The 17546-nt window shown below is 51.3% G+C and carries 16 protein-coding genes; 9 read left to right on the top strand and 7 right to left on the bottom strand.

Annotation, left to right across the window (positions count from 1 at the left end):
- The first annotated feature begins 47 nt into the window (after window positions 1–47).
- The gene (locus FCH32_RS10945) at window positions 48–2009 is read left to right on the top strand and encodes a peptidase U32 family protein (protein ID WP_174360886.1); all 1962 of its coding nucleotides are present in this window, start codon (window positions 48–50) and stop codon (window positions 2007–2009) included.
- Between the two features lie 3 nt (window positions 2010–2012).
- On the opposite strand, the gene FCH32_RS10940 is transcribed toward FCH32_RS10945, so the two are convergent.
- The 4 genes from FCH32_RS10940 to FCH32_RS10925 form a co-directional block, all read right to left on the bottom strand.
- Complete coding sequence (locus tag FCH32_RS10940; protein WP_117342828.1) at window positions 2013–2243, bottom strand: DUF2554 family protein; 231 nt, start codon at window positions 2241–2243, stop codon at window positions 2013–2015.
- Window positions 2244–2429: 186 nt separating this feature from the next.
- The gene (locus tag FCH32_RS10935; protein WP_096756972.1) at window positions 2430–2555 is read right to left on the bottom strand and encodes a DUF2474 domain-containing protein; all 126 of its coding nucleotides are present in this window, start codon (window positions 2553–2555) and stop codon (window positions 2430–2432) included.
- A complete protein-coding gene (cydB, locus tag FCH32_RS10930) occupies window positions 2555–3565 on the bottom strand; it encodes a cytochrome d ubiquinol oxidase subunit II (protein ID WP_115258450.1) in 1011 nt (336 codons plus the stop codon). Before cydB ends, FCH32_RS10935 begins: the two co-directional genes overlap by 1 nt.
- On the bottom strand, window positions 3565–4968 hold the full coding sequence (locus tag FCH32_RS10925) for a cytochrome ubiquinol oxidase subunit I (protein ID WP_117342827.1): 1404 nt from the start codon (window positions 4966–4968) through the stop codon (window positions 3565–3567). The genes cydB and FCH32_RS10925 overlap by 1 nt, the downstream gene beginning before the upstream one ends.
- 350 nt (window positions 4969–5318) lie before the next feature.
- Between FCH32_RS10925 and FCH32_RS10920 the strand changes: the two genes are divergently transcribed.
- The 7 genes from FCH32_RS10920 to FCH32_RS10890 all read left to right on the top strand — a co-directional run bounded on the left by FCH32_RS10920 (window position 5319) and on the right by FCH32_RS10890 (window position 13787).
- Window positions 5319–6728: an aminotransferase-like domain-containing protein gene (locus FCH32_RS10920; protein WP_096756977.1), complete on the top strand. Its 1410-nt coding sequence runs from the start codon at window positions 5319–5321 to the stop codon at window positions 6726–6728.
- A gap of 330 nt (window positions 6729–7058) precedes the next feature.
- A complete protein-coding gene (gene ydcS / locus FCH32_RS10915) occupies window positions 7059–8204 on the top strand; it encodes a putative ABC transporter substrate-binding protein YdcS (protein WP_117342825.1) in 1146 nt (381 codons plus the stop codon).
- Window positions 8205–8220: 16 nt separating this feature from the next.
- A complete protein-coding gene (locus FCH32_RS10910) occupies window positions 8221–9237 on the top strand; it encodes an ABC transporter ATP-binding protein (protein WP_096756979.1) in 1017 nt (338 codons plus the stop codon).
- Window positions 9238–10182, top strand: a complete 945-nt coding sequence (locus FCH32_RS10905; protein ID WP_096756980.1) for an ABC transporter permease — start codon at window positions 9238–9240, stop codon at window positions 10180–10182. It abuts the gene before it with no gap.
- Window positions 10172–10978 carry an ABC transporter permease gene (locus FCH32_RS10900; RefSeq protein ID WP_096756981.1) on the top strand — a complete coding sequence of 269 codons (807 nt, stop codon included), beginning with the start codon at window positions 10172–10174 and terminating at the stop codon, window positions 10976–10978. The genes FCH32_RS10905 and FCH32_RS10900 overlap by 11 nt, the downstream gene beginning before the upstream one ends.
- Before the next feature lie 21 nt (window positions 10979–10999).
- Window positions 11000–12427 (top strand): aminobutyraldehyde dehydrogenase, encoded by a 1428-nt coding sequence (gene patD / locus FCH32_RS10895; protein ID WP_146716855.1) that lies wholly within the window; start codon window positions 11000–11002, stop codon window positions 12425–12427.
- 568 nt (window positions 12428–12995) lie between these two features.
- A complete protein-coding gene (locus FCH32_RS10890; protein WP_174360885.1) occupies window positions 12996–13787 on the top strand; it encodes an aminoglycoside phosphotransferase family protein in 792 nt (263 codons plus the stop codon).
- A 42-nt stretch (window positions 13788–13829) separates the two neighbouring features.
- Here the strand turns inward: FCH32_RS10890 and FCH32_RS10885 are convergent, their stop codons facing one another.
- The 3 genes from FCH32_RS10885 to FCH32_RS10875 all read right to left on the bottom strand — a co-directional run bounded on the left by FCH32_RS10885 (window position 13830) and on the right by FCH32_RS10875 (window position 16438).
- On the bottom strand, window positions 13830–14435 hold the full coding sequence (locus FCH32_RS10885; protein ID WP_174360884.1) for a GrpB family protein: 606 nt from the start codon (window positions 14433–14435) through the stop codon (window positions 13830–13832).
- Between the two features lie 114 nt (window positions 14436–14549).
- Complete coding sequence (locus tag FCH32_RS10880; RefSeq protein WP_174360883.1) at window positions 14550–15389, bottom strand: aminoglycoside phosphotransferase family protein; 840 nt, start codon at window positions 15387–15389, stop codon at window positions 14550–14552.
- Between the two features lie 134 nt (window positions 15390–15523).
- Window positions 15524–16438, bottom strand: coding sequence for a LysR family transcriptional regulator (locus FCH32_RS10875; RefSeq protein WP_115258456.1), 915 nt, complete (start codon window positions 16436–16438; stop codon window positions 15524–15526).
- Between the two features lie 237 nt (window positions 16439–16675).
- Here FCH32_RS10875 and FCH32_RS10870 point away from each other — a divergent pair, with 237 nt between their 5' ends.
- The gene (locus FCH32_RS10870; protein WP_115258457.1) at window positions 16676–17542 is read left to right on the top strand and encodes an arylamine N-acetyltransferase family protein; all 867 of its coding nucleotides are present in this window, start codon (window positions 16676–16678) and stop codon (window positions 17540–17542) included.
- Window positions 17543–17546: the final 4 nt, after the last annotated feature.

The following is a 17546-nucleotide window of genomic DNA, read 5'->3' as shown; positions in this document are numbered from 1 at the left end:
TGACTACAATAGCCGCCATTTTACCGCTTTTGGATGGTAACAACCGTATGCCTCAGCAACCTCATCGTCTTGAATTGTTAAGCCCGGCCCGTGACACCGCGATTGCGCGCGAAGCCATTTTGCACGGCGCAGATGCCGTTTACATTGGTGGACCGGGGTTTGGTGCACGTCATAATGCCAGTAACAGCCTGAAGGATATTGCTGAACTGGTGCCTTTCGCCCATCGCTATGGGGCAAAAATCTTTGTGACGTTGAACACGATTTTACACGATGATGAGCTGGAACCCGCTCAGCGGTTGATTACCGACCTGTATCAGACCGGCGTTGATGCCCTGATTGTACAGGATATGGGGATTCTGGAGCTGGATATTCCGCCCATTGAGCTGCATGCCAGCACCCAGTGTGATATTCGCAGCGTCGAGAAGGCTAAGTTTCTCGGCGATGTGGGGTTTACCCAGATTGTACTAGCGCGCGAGCTGAGTCTGGAACAGATTAGCGCCATCCATCAGGCTACCGACGCGACCCTTGAGTTTTTTATTCACGGTGCGTTGTGTGTGGCGTATTCCGGCCAATGCTATATTTCCCACGCCCAGACCGGGCGCAGCGCTAACCGTGGTGACTGCTCTCAGGCTTGTCGCCTGCCGTATACCCTGAAAGACGATCAGGGGCGGGTGGTGTCATACGAAAAACACCTGCTGTCGATGAAAGATAACGATCAGACCGCTAATCTGGGCGCGTTGATCGACGCAGGCGTGCGGTCCTTCAAAATTGAAGGCCGCTACAAAGACATGAGCTACGTGAAAAATATCACCGCCCATTATCGCCAGATGTTGGATGCGATTATCGAACAGCGCGGTGATTTGGCCCGTGTCTCAGCCGGTCGTACAGAACATTTCTTTACCCCCTCAACGGACAAAACGTTCCACCGTGGCAGCACAGATTACTTTGTCACCGCCCGCAAAGGGGATATCGGTGCATTTGACTCGCCGAAGTTTATCGGCTTGCCGGTAGGCGAAGTGCTGAAAGTAGGTAAAGATTACCTTGATGTTGAAGTGACGGAGCCGCTGGCTAACGGCGATGGCCTGAACGTGTTGATCAAACGCGATGTGGTTGGATTTCGCGCCAATACCGTCGAGAAAACGGGGAACAACCACTATCGGGTCTGGCCGAATGAAATGCCGGCCGATCTGCATAAAGTGCGTCCGCATCATCCGTTGAATCGTAACCTCGATCATAACTGGCAGCAGGCGTTGACCAAAACGTCCAGCGAACGTCGCGTGGCGGTCGATATTGAACTGGGCGGCTGGCAGGAACAGCTGATCCTGACGCTCACCAGCGAAGAGGGCGTGAGCATCACCCACACGCTGGACGGCCAGTTTGAGGAAGCGAACAACGCGGAAAAAGCGCTGAGCAATTTGCAGGAGGGGCTGGCAAAGCTTGGGCAGACGCTGTATTACGCCCGTGATATTCAGGTGAATCTGCCGGGCGCACTGTTTGTGCCGAACGGTCAGCTTAATCAGCTGCGTCGTGACGCCGTTGAAATGCTGGACGCAGCGCGACTGGCCAGTTACCAGCGTGGCCGCCGCAAACCGGTAGCCGACCCGGCCCCGGTTTACCCGCAAACGCATCTGAGTTTTCTGGCAAACGTCTATAACCATAAAGCGCGCGCGTTTTATCACCGTTATGGTGTTCAGCTGATTGATGCTGCTTATGAAGCGCATGAGGAAAAAGGCGAGGTGCCGGTGATGATCACCAAGCACTGCCTGCGTTTTGCCTTTAATCTATGCCCAAAACAGGCTAAAGGTAACATCAAAAGCTGGAAAGCGACGCCAATGCAGTTGGTCAACGGTGACGATGTGCTGACGCTGAAATTTGATTGCCGACCGTGCGAAATGCACGTCATCGGCAAGATGAAACATCACATTCTGAAAATGCCGTTGCCGGGCAGCATCGTGGCTTCCGTCAGTCCGGATGAACTGATGAAAACGCTGCCGAAGCGTAAAGGCTAAGCGTTAACTTTGATGGGTATCGGGTTTGCGTGATTTTTGCCAGTGATGGTGTTCGCGGAGATCGGCGGCGGATTCTTCCGCCGTCATACGCAGTTCATCGCTGTCAGCCGTGTGACGTAATAAGTGATCGGCATCCTGCACCTGAAGATATTCATGTCCCTGATTAGTAGCGAAAAGCTGGCCAGAAAAAAGCGCACTGCTCAGCAATAACACCGTTAACCCTTTCTTAAACATCATTCACCCTCTGGTACGTTTTAACAAAAATTGCGGTAATTTCGTCTTGTGACTATTTCATTATTTAATCGAGTTAAAGGCAATCGATGTTTCATCAATTCGCCGGTTATTGCATTTTTGTTTATATAACGTTGGGATTTTAGCTGTCGGGTAACGCTACGCTACCCGACCAATATGAATGCAGACTCAGGACTTAAAACCTGCTGCCGTCATCAGCACACGGAAGACCATGCCAACAGCGGCCAGGGCCAGCACGCTGCCGCCCCACAAGATCACCAGCCACATCAGGCGTTTCCAGATTGATTGTTGCATCAATGATACCCCTCACCAGGTTGAACTTTGCCGCGAAAAACGTAATAGCTCCAGAAGGTGTAGACGAGGATTATTGGGATAATCAACAAGGCACCTACCAGCATAAAGCCCTGACTTTGTGGCGGGGCTGCCGCCTGCCAGAGGGTGATGGACGGTGGAATGATATGCGGCCAGATGCTGATCCCCAGTCCGCTGAAACCGAGGAAAATTAGCCCCAGCGTCAGGATAAACGCCAGTGCATGGCTGTGCTGCTGGCCCAGCGAACGCCACAACCACAGGCTGATCAGTGCGACCAGGAGTGGAACCGGCATCAGGAACCACAGGTTTGGCAGGCTAAACCAGCGATCGGCAATGGCGCTGTGCGCCAGCGGTGTCCACAGGCTGATAATGGCAATGACGACCAGCAACGCCAGCAGCAGTTTTTTGGCGGCGTTGCGCATTTTATCCTGCAGTGGATTTTCGCTTTTCATCACCAGCCATGTCGCACCCAGCAGCGCATAGGCCACCACCAGGCCCACGCCGCAAAACAGCGTGAAAGGGGTGAGCCAGTCGAAAGGTCCGCCGCTGTAGCTGCGTCCGCTGACTGAAAATCCATTAAGCACCGCACCGACGACAACGCCCTGGGTAAAGGTGGCGAGGATTGAACCGCATATAAACGCTTTATCCCAGAATGGCCGGTGTGCGGGCGTTGCTTTGAAACGAAACTCAAAGGCCACACCGCGAAAAATCAGGCCGATTAGCATCAGGGTTAAGGGGATGGTCAGCGCATCGACGATCACCGCGTAGGCCAGCGGAAAGGCACCAAACAAGCCTGCGCCCCCCAGCACCAGCCAGGTTTCATTGCCGTCCCAGACCGGCGCGACGCTGTTGACCATCACATCGCGATCGTCGGGGTCCTGAATGGCCGGAAATAAAATGCCAATCCCAAGGTCGAAACCATCCATCACGATATACATCAGGGTGGCGAACACGATGATAACGAACCAGATAACTGATAAATCAATACCCATTAGCGATGTGCCTCCGGTTGAGAATCGAGGACCGCAGCGGAAAGCGGTCGTGCAGGAGTACCCGTTGGCGGACTCGTCGGGTCATCTTCCTGCGGTCCTTTACGGATCAGGCGGATCATGTAGCTGTAGCCCACACCGAAGACCGAACTGTAAACCACAAAGAAGGCCATCAGGCTGATGCTCATGTGCAAATCGCCATGTGCGGAAACCGCATCCGCCGTCCGTTGCAGGCCGTAAACAACCCACGGCTGACGACCAACTTCGGTGGTCACCCATCCGGCCAGAATGGCAATCAGACCGGAGGGTCCCATCCATAGTGCGAAGCGCAGGAAAGGACGCGAGGTATACAGGCGTTGTTTGTAGCGCAGCCACAGGGCAAATGTGCCGAGCAAGATCATCAACATCCCCAGCCCCGCCATAATGCGAAACGACCAGAACACCATGGTGGAGTTAGGACGATCTTCTTTCGGAAATTCTTTCAGAGCCGGAACTTGTTTATCCAGACTGTGGGTCAAAATCAGGCTGCCCAGCGCGGGTATTGCCAGCCCGTAGCGGGTACGCTCCTGTTCCATATCCGGCCAGCCGAACAGCAACAGCGGGGTCGGTTCACCGGACACGTTTTCCCAGTGGCCTTCAATGGCGGCAATCTTGGCGGGTTGATGCTTCAGGGTGTTAAGTCCATGCATATCACCAATCAACGCCTGTAATGGGGCGACGATCAGCATCATCCACAGGGCCATTGAAAACATGGCACGAATTGCCGGCGTATTATTTCCACGTAATAGATGCCAGGCCGCCGACGCCGCGACAAACAGGGCGCTGCTCAAGAATGCGGCGACGGACATATGCAGTAGACGATAGGGGAAGGACGGATTGAAGATGACGGCAAACCAGTCCACCGGCACGACTTGTCCGTTGATAATTTCGTAACCCTGCGGTGTTTGCATCCAGCTGTTGGAGGCGAGGATCCAGAAAGTTGAAATAATGGTGCCCAGCGCGACCATACAGGTGGCGAAGAAGTGCAGACCTGGACCTACGCGCTGCCAGCCAAACAGCATCACGCCAAGGAATCCTGCCTCGAGGAAGAAGGCGGTCAGTACTTCATAGGTCAGCAGCGGCCCGGTGATACTCCCGGCGAACTCGGAAAAACCGCTCCAGTTGGTACCGAACTGGTAGGCCATTACCAGGCCCGAAACCACGCCCATACCAAAGTTGACGGCGAATATTTTAGACCAGAAATGATACAGCGAACGCCAGGTGGGATTTTTGGTTTTCAGCCACAGACCTTCAAGCACCGCCAGATAGCTGGCAAGACCGATAGTAATGGCCGGAAAGATGATGTGAAACGACACCGTAAACGCGAACTGGATGCGCGCCAGGTGAAACGCGTCAAGACCGAACATGCTTAACTCCGCAGGCAAAATTGATTTAGCGCAATTCTATGCCTGAGGAACAGTGGGGGGCAGAAACAGAACAGTTCTTTTTAACCATAACAGTTGCTGTGCTGTTATTTGTTAGTGGTACTGATATGAAAACTTCATTTTTTAAACACCCATAAAATCAATTATTTATTCTATTTAAAGCACGCGACGAAAATTGATGCTGTGCAGGCTCGCGGTGTGAGCATGTGGTTAACCGCTTTCGTTCACAATGCAGTAAAAACACAATCCCATAACAGTTGTCAGAATGTTGTTAATTTTATTGACTGATATACACTGCGAGCGTCACCTGCATCTGACTCCCGAGAATCATCATGAAAAAATATCAACGGCTGGCGGAACAAATTCGCGATCAAATCGCCTCTGGCGTCTGGCAACCCGGCGATCGTCTACCTTCTTTACGTGAACAGGTGGCGACCAGTGGGATGAGTTTTATGACCGTCGGCCATGCTTATCAGTTGCTGGAAAGTCAGGGGCGGATCATTGCGCGGCCGCAATCCGGCTATTATGTTGCCGCGCGGCCCGAACGTGAGTCGGCAACCCCGCAATCGCAGGTTGTGCGCGATGAAGCGGTCGATATCAACACGTATATTTTTGACATGCTGCAGGCCAGCCGGGATGCTTCGGTGATGCCGTTTGCGTCCGCATTTCCCGACCCCCGTTTATTTCCCCTGCAGCAGCTTAACCGTTCGTTGGCGCAGGTGAGCAAAACGGCGACGGCAATGAGCGTGATTGAAAACCTGCCGCCGGGTAATGCCGAATTGCGTAATGCCATTGCACGTCGCTATGCACAGCAGGGGATCACTATTTCGCCGGATGACATTGTGATTACCGCCGGGGCGCTGGAAGCCCTCAACCTGAGCCTGCAAGCGGTGACCGAACCTGGCGACTGGGTGATTGTCGAAAATCCCTGTTTTTACGGCGCCTTGCAGGCGCTTGAAAGGCTACGTTTAAAAGCGCTGTCTGTTGCCACCGACGTCAAGGACGGGATCGATCTCGTTGCACTGGAGCAGGCTTTACAAGAGTATCCGGTGAAGGCTTGCTGGCTGATGACCAACAGCCAAAACCCGTTGGGGTTTACGCTCAGCGCAGAGAAAAAGGCCCATCTGGTCGCGTTGCTGGAAAAATACAACGTGATGCTGATCGAGGATGATGTTTACAGCGAGCTGTATTTTGGCCGTGAAAAACCGCTGCCCGCCAAAGCCTGGGATCGTGGCGACAGAGTGCTACACTGTTCGTCGTTTTCAAAATGCCTGGTACCCGGATTTCGCGTTGGCTGGGTGGCGGCGGGGAAGCATGCGCGGCGCATTCAGCGGCTTCAGTTGATGAGCACCTTATCAACCAGTTCCCCGATGCAACTCGCATTGGTGGATTACCTCTCTACCCGGCGTTATGACGCGCATTTGCGTCGGCTACGTCGTCAACTGGCAGAACGCAAACAGCAAGCCTGGCAAACGCTGCTGCGCCATCTTCCGGCGGAAGTCAAAATTCATCATAGCGATAGCGGCTATTTTCTGTGGCTCGAACTGCCTGAACCGCTTGATGCGGGCGAGCTCAGCACGCAGGCACTGGCGCACCATATCAGCATTGCACCGGGGAAAATGTTCTCGACGTCAGGAACCTGGACACGCTTCTTTCGCTTCAATACCGCATGGCACTGGGGAGAACGCGAAGAGCAGGCCGTGAAACAACTTGGGAAATTAATTCGCGAGATGATGAAATAATAATGAATGGGCTATTCAATATAAAAGAATAGCCCATTCTTATTTTTGAAATAGCACCAGTAAAATCACGATGTTATTTCTTCAGGTGCAACCATACAAAATATCAATACCTCTAATTATTCCCCTCAGTGCATCTAACTCGTTGTCTATACTCCAGAAGATTAAATAACGTTGCAATAACTGACAGCGTAATGAGCGTTAGCTCACAACCTGATTAAATTTCCTTGCGCCAGCAGGAACGCTGCCAACACCCCGACTACTTTTAGGAAAGGACATATATTTACGGCAAGGCTGCCGCTCATTATTTTTTTTCGACAGGAGTAAGACGTTATGAGCAAGCAATTTGCCCTCACGAGCCTGTGTGCGCTCAGTATGACACTGATGACCGCCCACGCAGCTGAACCCCCAACATCATTAGATAAACCAGAAGGACGCCTGGATATTATTGCCTGGCCGGGGTATATCGAACGTGGCCAAACGGATAAACAATATGACTGGGTCTCACAGTTTGAGAAGGAAACGGGCTGCGCGGTGAATGTGAAAACGGCGGCCACCTCAGACGAAATGGTTAGCCTGATGGCAAAAGGCGGATATGACCTGGTCACGGCATCCGGTGACGCGTCACTGCGTTTAATTATGGGGAAACGTGTTCAACCTATTAATACTGCACTTATTCCGAACTGGAAAATCATCGATCCGCGTGTAGTCAACGGCGAATGGTTTAATGTCGGGGGAAAAGTGTACGGCACACCGTATCAGTGGGGGCCAAACCTGCTGATGTACAACACCAAGACCTTCCCAACGCCGCCGGATAGCTGGAAAGTGGTGTTTGTAGCGCAAACCCTGGAAGACGGCAAAAGCAATAAAGGGCGCGTCCAGGCTTACGACGGTCCGATTTATATCGCCGATGCGGCGTTATTTGTTAAAGCCACCCAACCACAACTGGGCATTACCGACCCCTATCAGCTGACCGAGAAACAGTATCAGGCCGTCATTAAGGTCCTGAGAGATCAGCATAGTCTGATCCATCGCTACTGGCATGACACCACCGTGCAAATGAGTGATTTTAAAAACGAAGGTGTTGTCGCTTCCAGCGCATGGCCTTATCAAGCTAACGCCCTGAAGGCTGAAGGGCAACCTGTCGCCACCGTCTTCCCAAAAGAAGGGGTTACCGGCTGGGCGGATACCACCATGTTGCACAGCGAAGCAAAACATCCGGTCTGTGCTTACAAATGGATGAACTGGTCATTAACCCCGAAAGTGCAGGGCGACGTTGCCGCCTGGTTTGGATCGCTGCCGGTCGTGCCTGAGGGATGCAAAGCCAGCCCGCTGCTGGGTGAAAAAGGATGTGAAACCAATGGCTATAGCTATTTCGACAAAATCGCCTTCTGGAAAACGCCGATCGCCGAAGGGGGCAAGTTCGTTCCTTACAGTCGCTGGACGCAAGATTACATAGCCATTATGGGCGGTCGCTGATTCCGCTGGGGGTTTTATGACGTACGCAGTGGAATTTAACAATGTCTCGCGATTGTACGGGGACGTTCGTGCCGTCGATGGGGTCAGTATTGCGATTAACGATGGTGAGTTTTTCTCTATGCTGGGGCCATCCGGCTCTGGCAAAACTACCTGTCTGCGCCTGATAGCTGGTTTTGAACAGCTGTCAGGCGGTGCAATTAGCATTTTTGGCAAGCAGGCCAGCGAGTTGCCGCCCTGGGAGCGGGACGTCAACACGGTATTTCAGGATTACGCGTTGTTTCCGCATATGTCGATCCTCGATAACGTGGCCTATGGGTTGATGGTCAAAGGGATGGATAAAAAACAGCGCCATGCCAAAGCGCGAGAAGCGCTGGAGAAGGTGGCGCTCGGCTTCGTTTATGAGCGTAAACCGTCGCAGCTTTCCGGTGGACAGCGCCAGCGCGTGGCGATCGCTCGCGCGCTGGTTAATGAACCACGCGTGCTGCTGCTGGATGAACCGCTTGGGGCGCTGGATCTTAAACTGCGTGAACAGATGCAGTTGGAATTGAAAAAACTACAGCAGGCGCTGGGCATCACCTTCATTTTTGTTACCCACGATCAGGGTGAGGCGCTGTCGATGTCCGATCGCGTGGCGGTGTTTAATAACGGCCGCATTGAGCAAGTGGACTCTCCCCGTGAACTCTATATGCGCCCACGCACGCCGTTTGTGGCGAGCTTTGTCGGGACATCCAACGTCTTTGATACCGCCATGTCGGCGAATGTCTGCGGCCTGCAGGGAATGTTCTCTCTGCGCCCGGAACACATTCGCTTGAATGATCCTGGCGCGGAAGTGCAGGCGCCGGGCGTTATTCAGGCGGTGCAGTATCAGGGGGCCGCGACGCGGTTTGAGCTAAAACTGGCTGGTGGCGAAAAGTTGCTGGTCAGCCAGGCGAACCTGACGGGAGAAACGCTGCCGTCAACGCTGTCGCCGGGGCAGCAGGTCATGGCCTCGTGGTCACGTGACGTGATGGTCCCGCTGGTTGAGGAGAGGTGAATGGCGATGAACGTTTTACATTCACCTCCCCAGACCACCAGGTTGAACAAAATCTCAGGTTATTTCTGGCGTAATCCGGGGCTGGGGCTGTTTTTACTGCTGCTCGGACCGCTGATGTGGTTTGGTGTTGTCTACTTTGGCTCATTGTTGACGCTATTGTGGCAAGGGTTTTATACCTTTGACGATTTCACCATGTCCGTTACGCCAGATCTGACGCTGGCGAACCTGCAGGCGCTGTTTAACCCGGCGAATTACGACATCATTTTACGCACGTTGACCATGGCAATAGCGGTGACTATTGCCAGCGCCATTCTGGCGTTTCCGATGGCGTGGTATATGGCGCGTTACACCAGCGGCAAGATGAAAGCCTTTTTTTACATCGCCGTCATGTTGCCAATGTGGGCCAGCTATATCGTCAAAGCCTACGCGTGGACGTTGCTGTTGGCTAAAGACGGCGTGGCGCAGTGGTTTTTAACCCATCTCGGGCTGGAGCCGATCCTGACCGCGTTTCTGACGCTGCCAGCCGTGGGCGGGAATACGCTGTCGACTTCAGGATTAGGGCGTTTTCTGGTTTTCGTCTACATCTGGCTACCTTTTATGATCCTGCCGGTACAGGCTGCGCTGGAACGGTTACCGCCGTCATTGCTGCAGGCTTCGGCGGATTTGGGTGCCCGCCCGCGTCAGACCTTCCGCTATGTAGTGCTGCCGCTGGCTATCCCCGGTATTGCTGCGGGTTCAATCTTTACCTTCTCGCTGACGCTGGGTGATTTTATTGTGCCGCAACTGGTGGGGCCGCCGGGTTTTTTCATCGGCAACATGGTCTATTCGCAACAAGGGGCTATCGGCAACATGCCAATGGCGGCGGCATTCACCCTGGTGCCGATTGTATTAATCGCACTGTATCTGGCGTTCGTGAAGCGTCTGGGAGCGTTTGATGCACTCTGAACGCGCACCGTTTTTACTCAAACTGGCCGCATGGGGTGGCGTGATTTTCCTGCACTTTCCCATCCTCATCATCGCCGCCTATGCGTTTAATACCGAGGAAGCCGCTTTTAGCTTTCCACCGCAGGGGCTTACGCTGCGGTGGTTTAGCGTGGCGGCACAGCGTAGCGATATTTTGGAATCAGTGACACTGTCACTTAAGATCGCCGCGCTGTCGACGGCCATCGCACTGGTGCTAGGAACGCTGGCGGCGGCGGCCCTGTGGCGGCGGGATTTCTTTGGCAAGAACGCAATATCGCTGTTGTTGCTTTTGCCTATTGCGCTACCGGGCATTATCACCGGTCTGGCACTGCTGACTGCATTTAAAACCATCAATCTGGAACCCGGCTTCCTGACCATCGTGGTGGGGCATGCGACGTTTTGTGTGGTAGTGGTATTTAACAACGTTGTGGCCCGTTTTCGTCGCACATCATGGAGTCTGGTTGAAGCGTCAATGGACTTGGGTGCAAACGGCTGGCAAACCTTCCGCTATGTGGTGCTGCCGAATCTTGCGTCGGCGCTGTTGGCCGGAGGCATGCTGGCGTTTGCGTTGTCGTTTGATGAAATCATCGTAACAACGTTCACGGCCGGACACGAAAGAACACTTCCGCTGTGGCTACTCAATCAACTCGGACGTCCGCGTGATGTCCCGGTGACCAACGTAGTGGCATTGCTGGTGATGGCGGTCACAACACTGCCGATTTTAGGGGCCTGGTGGCTGACGCGTGAAGGCGACACTCTCGCCGGAAACGGTAAATAAACGACAATATGGGAAATTGCTATGCAACATCAATTACTGATTAACGGCGAACTGGTCAACGGTGAAGGTGAAAAGCAGCCGGTCTATAACCCTGCTACCGGTGACGTGATCCTGGAAATTGCCGAGGCGTCAACCGTGCAGGTTGATGCAGCCGTCCGTGCCGCCGATGAGGCTTTTGCCAGCTGGGGGCAAACCACACCGAAAGTGCGTTCAGAGCTGTTACTGAAGCTGGCGGACACTATCGCCGAAAACGCGCAGACATTTGCTGAGCTGGAATCCTTGAATTGCGGTAAGCCTTTTCACTGCGTGCTAAATGATGAAATTCCGGCGATTGTGGATGTTTTCCGCTTCTTTGCCGGTGCCGCACGTACGGTCAACGGCCTGGCGGCCGGGGAGTATCTGGAAGGGCATACGTCCATGATCCGTCGCGATCCGCTGGGGGTGGTGGCGTCTATCGCACCGTGGAACTATCCGCTGATGATGGCCGCGTGGAAACTGGCACCGGCGCTGGCGGCAGGTAACTGCGTGGTGATTAAACCATCCGAAATTACCCCATTAACGGCACTGAAGCTGGCGGAGTTGGCGAAAGATATTTTCCCGGCAGGCGTGATTAACGTGCTGTTTGGTCGTGGTAAAACCGTGGGCGATCCGCTGACCGGTCATGAAAAAGTGCGCATGGTTTCACTGACCGGCTCTATTGCTACCGGTGAACACATCATTGGGCATACTGCGCCATCGATTAAGCGCACGCATATGGAGTTGGGCGGCAAGGCCCCGGTTATTATTTTTGATGATGCCGATCTCGATGCGGTGGTGAGCGGCGTACGCACGTTCGGTTATTACAACGCCGGGCAGGATTGCACCGCAGCCTGTCGCATTTACGCGCAGAAAGGCATTTACGACGCGCTGGTCGAAAAATTGGGTGCGGCGGTCGCCAGCCTGAAAACCGGTTCACCGAATGATGAATCAACAGAGTTGGGGCCGGTAAGCTCTCAGGCTCATTTGGATCGCATCACCAAAGCGGTGGATGAGGCCAAAGCGCTCGGGCACATCAAAGTCATCACCGGCGGTAAAAAAGTAGAGGGTGCAGGCTACTATTTTGCCCCAACGCTGCTGGCGGGCGCGAAGCAGGACGATGCTATCGTTCAGCGGGAAGTCTTCGGCCCGGTGGTCAGCATCACCCAGTTTGATGATGAGGCTCAGGTCCTGGCATGGGCTAACGATTCAAAATACGGGCTGGCATCTTCGGTCTGGACGCGAGACGTCGGTCGTGCCCATCGCCTCAGCGCCCGCTTGCAGTATGGCTGTACCTGGGTCAACACCCACTTCACGTTGGTGAGCGAAATGCCGCACGGCGGGCAAAAACTCTCCGGTTACGGTAAGGACATGTCGGTTTATGGACTCGAGGATTACACCGTTATCCGCCATGTGATGATTAAACACGAGTAAAATCAGTACCCGCGCATGGCCATAGACGCACGGATAGCTAATTACTAGTAGAAGGGTGTCTATACTATGCGCGGCACTGGCCTCGTCGCCATCGGACGGCGGTAAGTTGGAAATATCCGCGAGGTCAGGCTAATTTACATACATTGGAGTCGCGTTCCGTTCTCTTAATGAACATCACTTCGCTGATGCCCGGTATCTGGGTTTCATGGCAACATCCCTTCGATTAAGGATAGCGTTGCATCTACCCCTTGAACTCACAGCGTGAATCGGTCACCGCCTTACCTACATGGGCTCCGTTTGGGAAACGGAAAATATTGTACGTTAAGACTATTTTTTAACCATTCCAGTCATTGAAAAAGCTACTTTGCAATCGTAGGTTCGTTAAGGATGTTTCTTGTACTTTTCAACTTTAGCTGGTCGCTAGCGGCGAAACTTACCTGAACCTGGCTGGCATCCAGTTTCAATGGTAAATATAATCAAGAGCCTGATTGATATATCCATGACCTAATGGCGATAAATTCATCAGTATTCTGAAAAAACGTTTGTTTTACATAGGAAGGAATAAGTTTTGGGCGACAGTGAGATTATTCTTCAAGGAGGTGGGCGATCTTTGGTAACAAAGAAGGGAGATGTGGTTTTCCGCGCCTCTACTCCTTGGTCAACGACAACCATTGCACTCCTCAGACATCTGGAAAAAGTTGGCTTCAAATACTCACCAAGGATTGTCGGTACTGGGTTCGATCCAGAAGGGCGAGAAATGGTTTCGTTTTTGAAGGGTGATTTTGTCCATCCTCAGCCGTGGAAAAACGAGGCTCTACCGTTACTGGGGCAGATATTGAAAGAGTTGCATCAGGCAACCAGTTCTTTTTTACCGCCAGAAAACGCTCAATGGCGTCCATGGTTCGGTCGAGATTTAGGGACAGCTTCAGTGATAGGCCATTGCGACATGGGGCCTTGGAATATAGTCTGCCATAATCAATTACCCTTTGCCCTCATTGATTGGGAAGAGGCCGGCCCTGTTGACCCATTGATCGAACTTGCACAAACCTGCTGGCTAAATGCTCAGTTAGTCGATGATGATATTGCTGAAAAGCAAGGACTCCCTTCTGTTGAGGTTCGTGCACATCAAATGCGTATGTTACTTGATGGATATGGCGTCCCACGCTTTCAGCGCGTTGGCTTTATTGAGAAAGTGAGGGATTTTGTGATTTTCAGTGCTGCGAATGAAGCTATTTCGGCGCGAGTGACGATGGATAGCAAAGAAATTGCTCCGCTTTGGGGGATATCGTGGAGAACTCGCAGTGCAGCCTGGATCATAAGACACCAGGCAGCGCTAAATCGGATAATCATGGCGGGCTGATCGTCCAGATATAAATATACGTCTGGATTATCTATGGACACGCTATGCGTCTTCGCTATCTAAATAACCAAGAGATTGGAAAATTTTTCTATAAATATCATGAACCACTCTCTTTTTATTTTCATGATATTTTTGAATGTCAAAGCTGCAATCTTTAATTGCCTCAAGCTTGGCGTCAGCATATAGTTTGCGGTCATTTTCTGACAGTCTAAGCCAATCTCGGAAAAGCAAATGCCGTGCTGTTTCAGGGGTATGCTGAGTAAAAACATGTAGGTTAACTCTAGGATTTTCATAATGGAAAAGACGATGACCATGGAAGCGGGGTTCACGCACAATTAATCTATACCCAAGGCTTTCAAGCGCTAATACATATATTTCTTCATCCTCAGCATCGGCAACCGTTACATCAATATCAATCACGGGTTTAGCGGCCAGACCAGGTACTGCCGTAGAACCCACATGATCAATTTTTAGTAGATTCGAACCTAATTTATTCTTAATTTTAGATTCTAGGGCTGAGTATATTTGCGGCCATGAGTGATCATAAGCAACAACCTCTATATTCTCAATCGGCGGTACACCATTAACAAAATAGCTATCCTGAGGATCGATGACATAATACTCCATCATCTCTTTTGTGCTAACCATAAACTGATACCCCTAAGTCATTCAAATTATGAACGATAGTGTACAGGAAGGGCTCCGTTTGAGAAACGGAAAACATTGTACGTTAAGGCTCAATAATAATCACAAAATGTAACCTTAACTTCCCGTACAGTTGTTTAGTTCAGATATTGCAAGTTCTGCTATTCTTGTTGTAACAGAGATCGTGCCGTTACTTTTCAACGTCCATGCCGCGGATAATCCACACCATGCACAGATCCACATCAGGAGCCTCTCTCTGTCCAAGCCAGCAGTTTCGGTCACGATATTAAGTCGTTGTTTAAATATTTCAGGAATAACGGCTATTTCAGAAGCTGAATTACCAAGATTCGGATTTGTGAAAATATTGGCATAATCGAATTCTCGCTCACCTTTCAATCCTTTTGGGTCAATTGCCAGCCAACCTGATGACCCAAAATCAAGGACGTTAGCATGATGCAAATCGCCATGTAGAGTGGTTACATTATGTGGTGAAGATAGCAGTTCTTCAGATATTTCTGCGCACCGCTTTAGAATCCCCCCATATATCCGGGCGGCTGGTTTAAGATCGTGGAACCAGACGTGAAGGGAAGTTAGTTGTGGTATTGGCTGCTTCTGACATATGTGCAGTCGGTTTGCTGTAAGGCACAGAATACGGCAAGCCTCTGCGTCCTGACCTTCTCTTGACATCGTGGACAGAGATGCGGGCCCCGTGGCACTCTCAAGAAGAGTTGCCTCATTTTCATGGGAAAGAACCTGCGCAGCTCCATTCCCTCCCCACCATGCCATAAGTGCATTACCTCTTTGTTCTTCTTGGTCATCGGTAATTTTTAGCATCGCATTTATGCCATCGATTGACGTTTTAACAGGGAGGAGTTGCGATGTATGTGTTAATAATGGTGAGCCGTCTGGAATGAGTTTCCAGCGACTCAGCCAGGGTTCGAACTTGTATTTATTCATAATTCTTTATCTTCCTGTCGGTAAAGGGACTGTATACGGCAGACTTGTGAGCGGCTATAGCCCGTAGCTTCAGCTGTTTCCTGTCGGTCACCGCCTTACCTACATACGCTATCGGTTTGACTGATAATTCAAATTCATGGATACATACTTTCATCATCTGAGGGTACGCGGCTTTTTTCTTTTAGTATGTGTACATTAGCCTTACAGAATTCTATGTAGGCTCTGGCCGCCGTGGAAACATGTCGGTGTTTTTTATAAACCAGATGCAATGATGAGTAGGGCAAACGTGTCTGGGGTAAAACCTCAATCAGTTTTCCACTATTAATGTATTCCGCAGCAAAAAAAGCAGGTAACTCAGTAATGTAGTCGCCAGCAAGGGCTCCAGAGCGCAAATGAAGATAATCATTGACGATGAAGGTTGCTGGAACATCGTAGGTATGTTCACCGAGCATCCACACCGGACGCGCGCCTATCACCGAACCCCAGGCGGCACAGGGATACTTCATCAGGTCTGATGGCTCTTTGGGGGGCTCACTGCCCTGAAAAAGCGCCGGGCTGGCGACCAGAATATGCCTGAAATCCATGAGATGGCTCGCAACGACATCATCATCAGAGATGCTTCCAACTCTCAGCGCGACATCAATACCTTCAGAAACTAAATCCACTCGACGTTCAGTCGTATAAACGTTAATGGCAATACCCGGATATATACGCTGAAACTGTCTGATGATTTCCCACCACGGTTCAAGTGATTGAGGCATTGTCAGGCGTAATCGGCCTGTAATGCGGGAATCGGCAGTGGTGAGGAACTGCTCGGCATCATTAAGCGTATCAATAGCCGAACTGGCCTGATCCAGCAATTTTTTACCCGCCTCTGTTGCTCTGCAACCTTTCACAGTGCGTTCTAGCAGAACAACATCCAGCTCATGCTCAAGTTCAGCGATCCTACGGCTTAGCGTCGGAAGCGGTATGTTGTTTTCCCGCGCTGCTGCAGAAAGGCTACCGCAGCGGGCTGTCAGAACAAACATCTTTAAGGCATTTAAGTCCATCGACTCCTCTCAAATATGAAAACATTATTCTCAATTTAGACGCTACACAGTACTGAATGTGGGTAATAAAATACAGCCACTTTCAGTTAGAAATGCCCGTAATTATAGAGAAAATGTATTGCCTGGAGCAGATTTAGAATCTATCTGACGCCATCAGTCCTTTTTAAAGCTCCAAACCTTCCCTCTGATAAACTCTCAAAAATGAAACATGTACAGACTTAGGAATATGACATTAACATGAACGATTTAGTAAAAGCCTATCTGGCTCGCCTTGGCCTTGACGCAGAAAAACCCTCCATTGAGGCACTTACCCGTTTACATCAAGCTCATGTAGAGCGGATCCCTTACGAAACATTCTGGATCCACCTTGGTCAGGATTGGGGAATTGACGCCATGGAAAGTTTCAGAAGAGCGGCAACAACCCGACGAGGTGGTTATTGTTTTCAGCTCAATGGCGGCTTACATACGCTACTCACCCACCTTGGTTATCGTGTGAGTATTCACCCAGCAAACGTCCACGGCGCTGAAGGCCCTGAGCATATAAAACTGGAAAACCATGCAGCTATCATCGCTGAGGGGTTGCCGAGTGAAAATAATCCCAACGGGAGATGGTGGGTGGATGTCGGTCTTGGCGATGCGCTTCATGAGCAAATGCCTCTGATGAATACTACCGTTAACCAAGACTCGATGCAGTTTGGCATGGAAGCCATGGACAAGGACGGCGTGGGCGATTGGCATCTCATTGCCGATCCATCGTGCTGGATCGCAGGCGTGAATATGGCTGAGCAACCCGCTTCTATGAGTGATTTCGTAGACCGTCATCACTTTAATATGCATTCCCCTGAATCCGGATATGCAAAAGTTGTTACTGCACAACTCCGGAAGCCACACGGCAAAACGATACTGCGAGGTTGCGTTTTAACAAAAACCGATGGCGAAGTCGTTACGACTCACATCTCAACGTCTTTACCAGAGTGGCAGGAAGTGCTTGATGAAGAATTCGGTCTGACTTTCGAAAACGTTCCTGAGATATCGCTTAAAAAACTGTGGGTTAAAGTACAGAAGATCCATGAAGAATGGGTCCAGACTCGCGAAAGTACGTAAAACA

This window comes from Citrobacter gillenii (genome assembly GCF_013337685.1).
Lineage (GTDB): Bacteria > Pseudomonadota > Gammaproteobacteria > Enterobacterales > Enterobacteriaceae > Citrobacter > Citrobacter gillenii.
The sequence above is the reverse complement of the archived record's forward strand: the minus strand, read 5'-3'. Positions and strand labels throughout refer to the sequence as shown.

Excerpts from the sequence above, each read along its gene's own strand:
- FCH32_RS10945 (WP_174360886.1), top strand. The coding sequence starts at position 48 with ATGCCTCAGCAACCTCATCGTCTTGAATTGTTAAGCCCGGCCCGTGAC.
- FCH32_RS10940 (WP_117342828.1), bottom strand. The coding sequence starts at position 2,243 with ATGTTTAAGAAAGGGTTAACGGTGTTATTGCTGAGCAGTGCGCTTTTT.
- FCH32_RS10935 (WP_096756972.1), bottom strand. The coding sequence starts at position 2,555 with ATGCAACAATCAATCTGGAAACGCCTGATGTGGCTGGTGATCTTGTGG.
- cydB (WP_115258450.1), bottom strand. The coding sequence starts at position 3,565 with ATGGGTATTGATTTATCAGTTATCTGGTTCGTTATCATCGTGTTCGCC.
- FCH32_RS10925 (WP_117342827.1), bottom strand. The coding sequence starts at position 4,968 with ATGTTCGGTCTTGACGCGTTTCACCTGGCGCGCATCCAGTTCGCGTTT.
- FCH32_RS10920 (WP_096756977.1), top strand. The coding sequence starts at position 5,319 with ATGAAAAAATATCAACGGCTGGCGGAACAAATTCGCGATCAAATCGCC.
- ydcS (WP_117342825.1), top strand. The coding sequence starts at position 7,059 with ATGAGCAAGCAATTTGCCCTCACGAGCCTGTGTGCGCTCAGTATGACA.
- FCH32_RS10910 (WP_096756979.1), top strand. The coding sequence starts at position 8,221 with ATGACGTACGCAGTGGAATTTAACAATGTCTCGCGATTGTACGGGGAC.
- FCH32_RS10905 (WP_096756980.1), top strand. The coding sequence starts at position 9,238 with ATGGCGATGAACGTTTTACATTCACCTCCCCAGACCACCAGGTTGAAC.
- FCH32_RS10900 (WP_096756981.1), top strand. The coding sequence starts at position 10,172 with ATGCACTCTGAACGCGCACCGTTTTTACTCAAACTGGCCGCATGGGGT.
- patD (WP_146716855.1), top strand. The coding sequence starts at position 11,000 with ATGCAACATCAATTACTGATTAACGGCGAACTGGTCAACGGTGAAGGT.
- FCH32_RS10885 (WP_174360884.1), bottom strand. The coding sequence starts at position 14,435 with ATGGTTAGCACAAAAGAGATGATGGAGTATTATGTCATCGATCCTCAG.
- FCH32_RS10880 (WP_174360883.1), bottom strand. The coding sequence starts at position 15,389 with ATGAATAAATACAAGTTCGAACCCTGGCTGAGTCGCTGGAAACTCATT.
- FCH32_RS10875 (WP_115258456.1), bottom strand. The coding sequence starts at position 16,438 with ATGGACTTAAATGCCTTAAAGATGTTTGTTCTGACAGCCCGCTGCGGT.
- FCH32_RS10870 (WP_115258457.1), top strand. The coding sequence starts at position 16,676 with ATGAACGATTTAGTAAAAGCCTATCTGGCTCGCCTTGGCCTTGACGCA.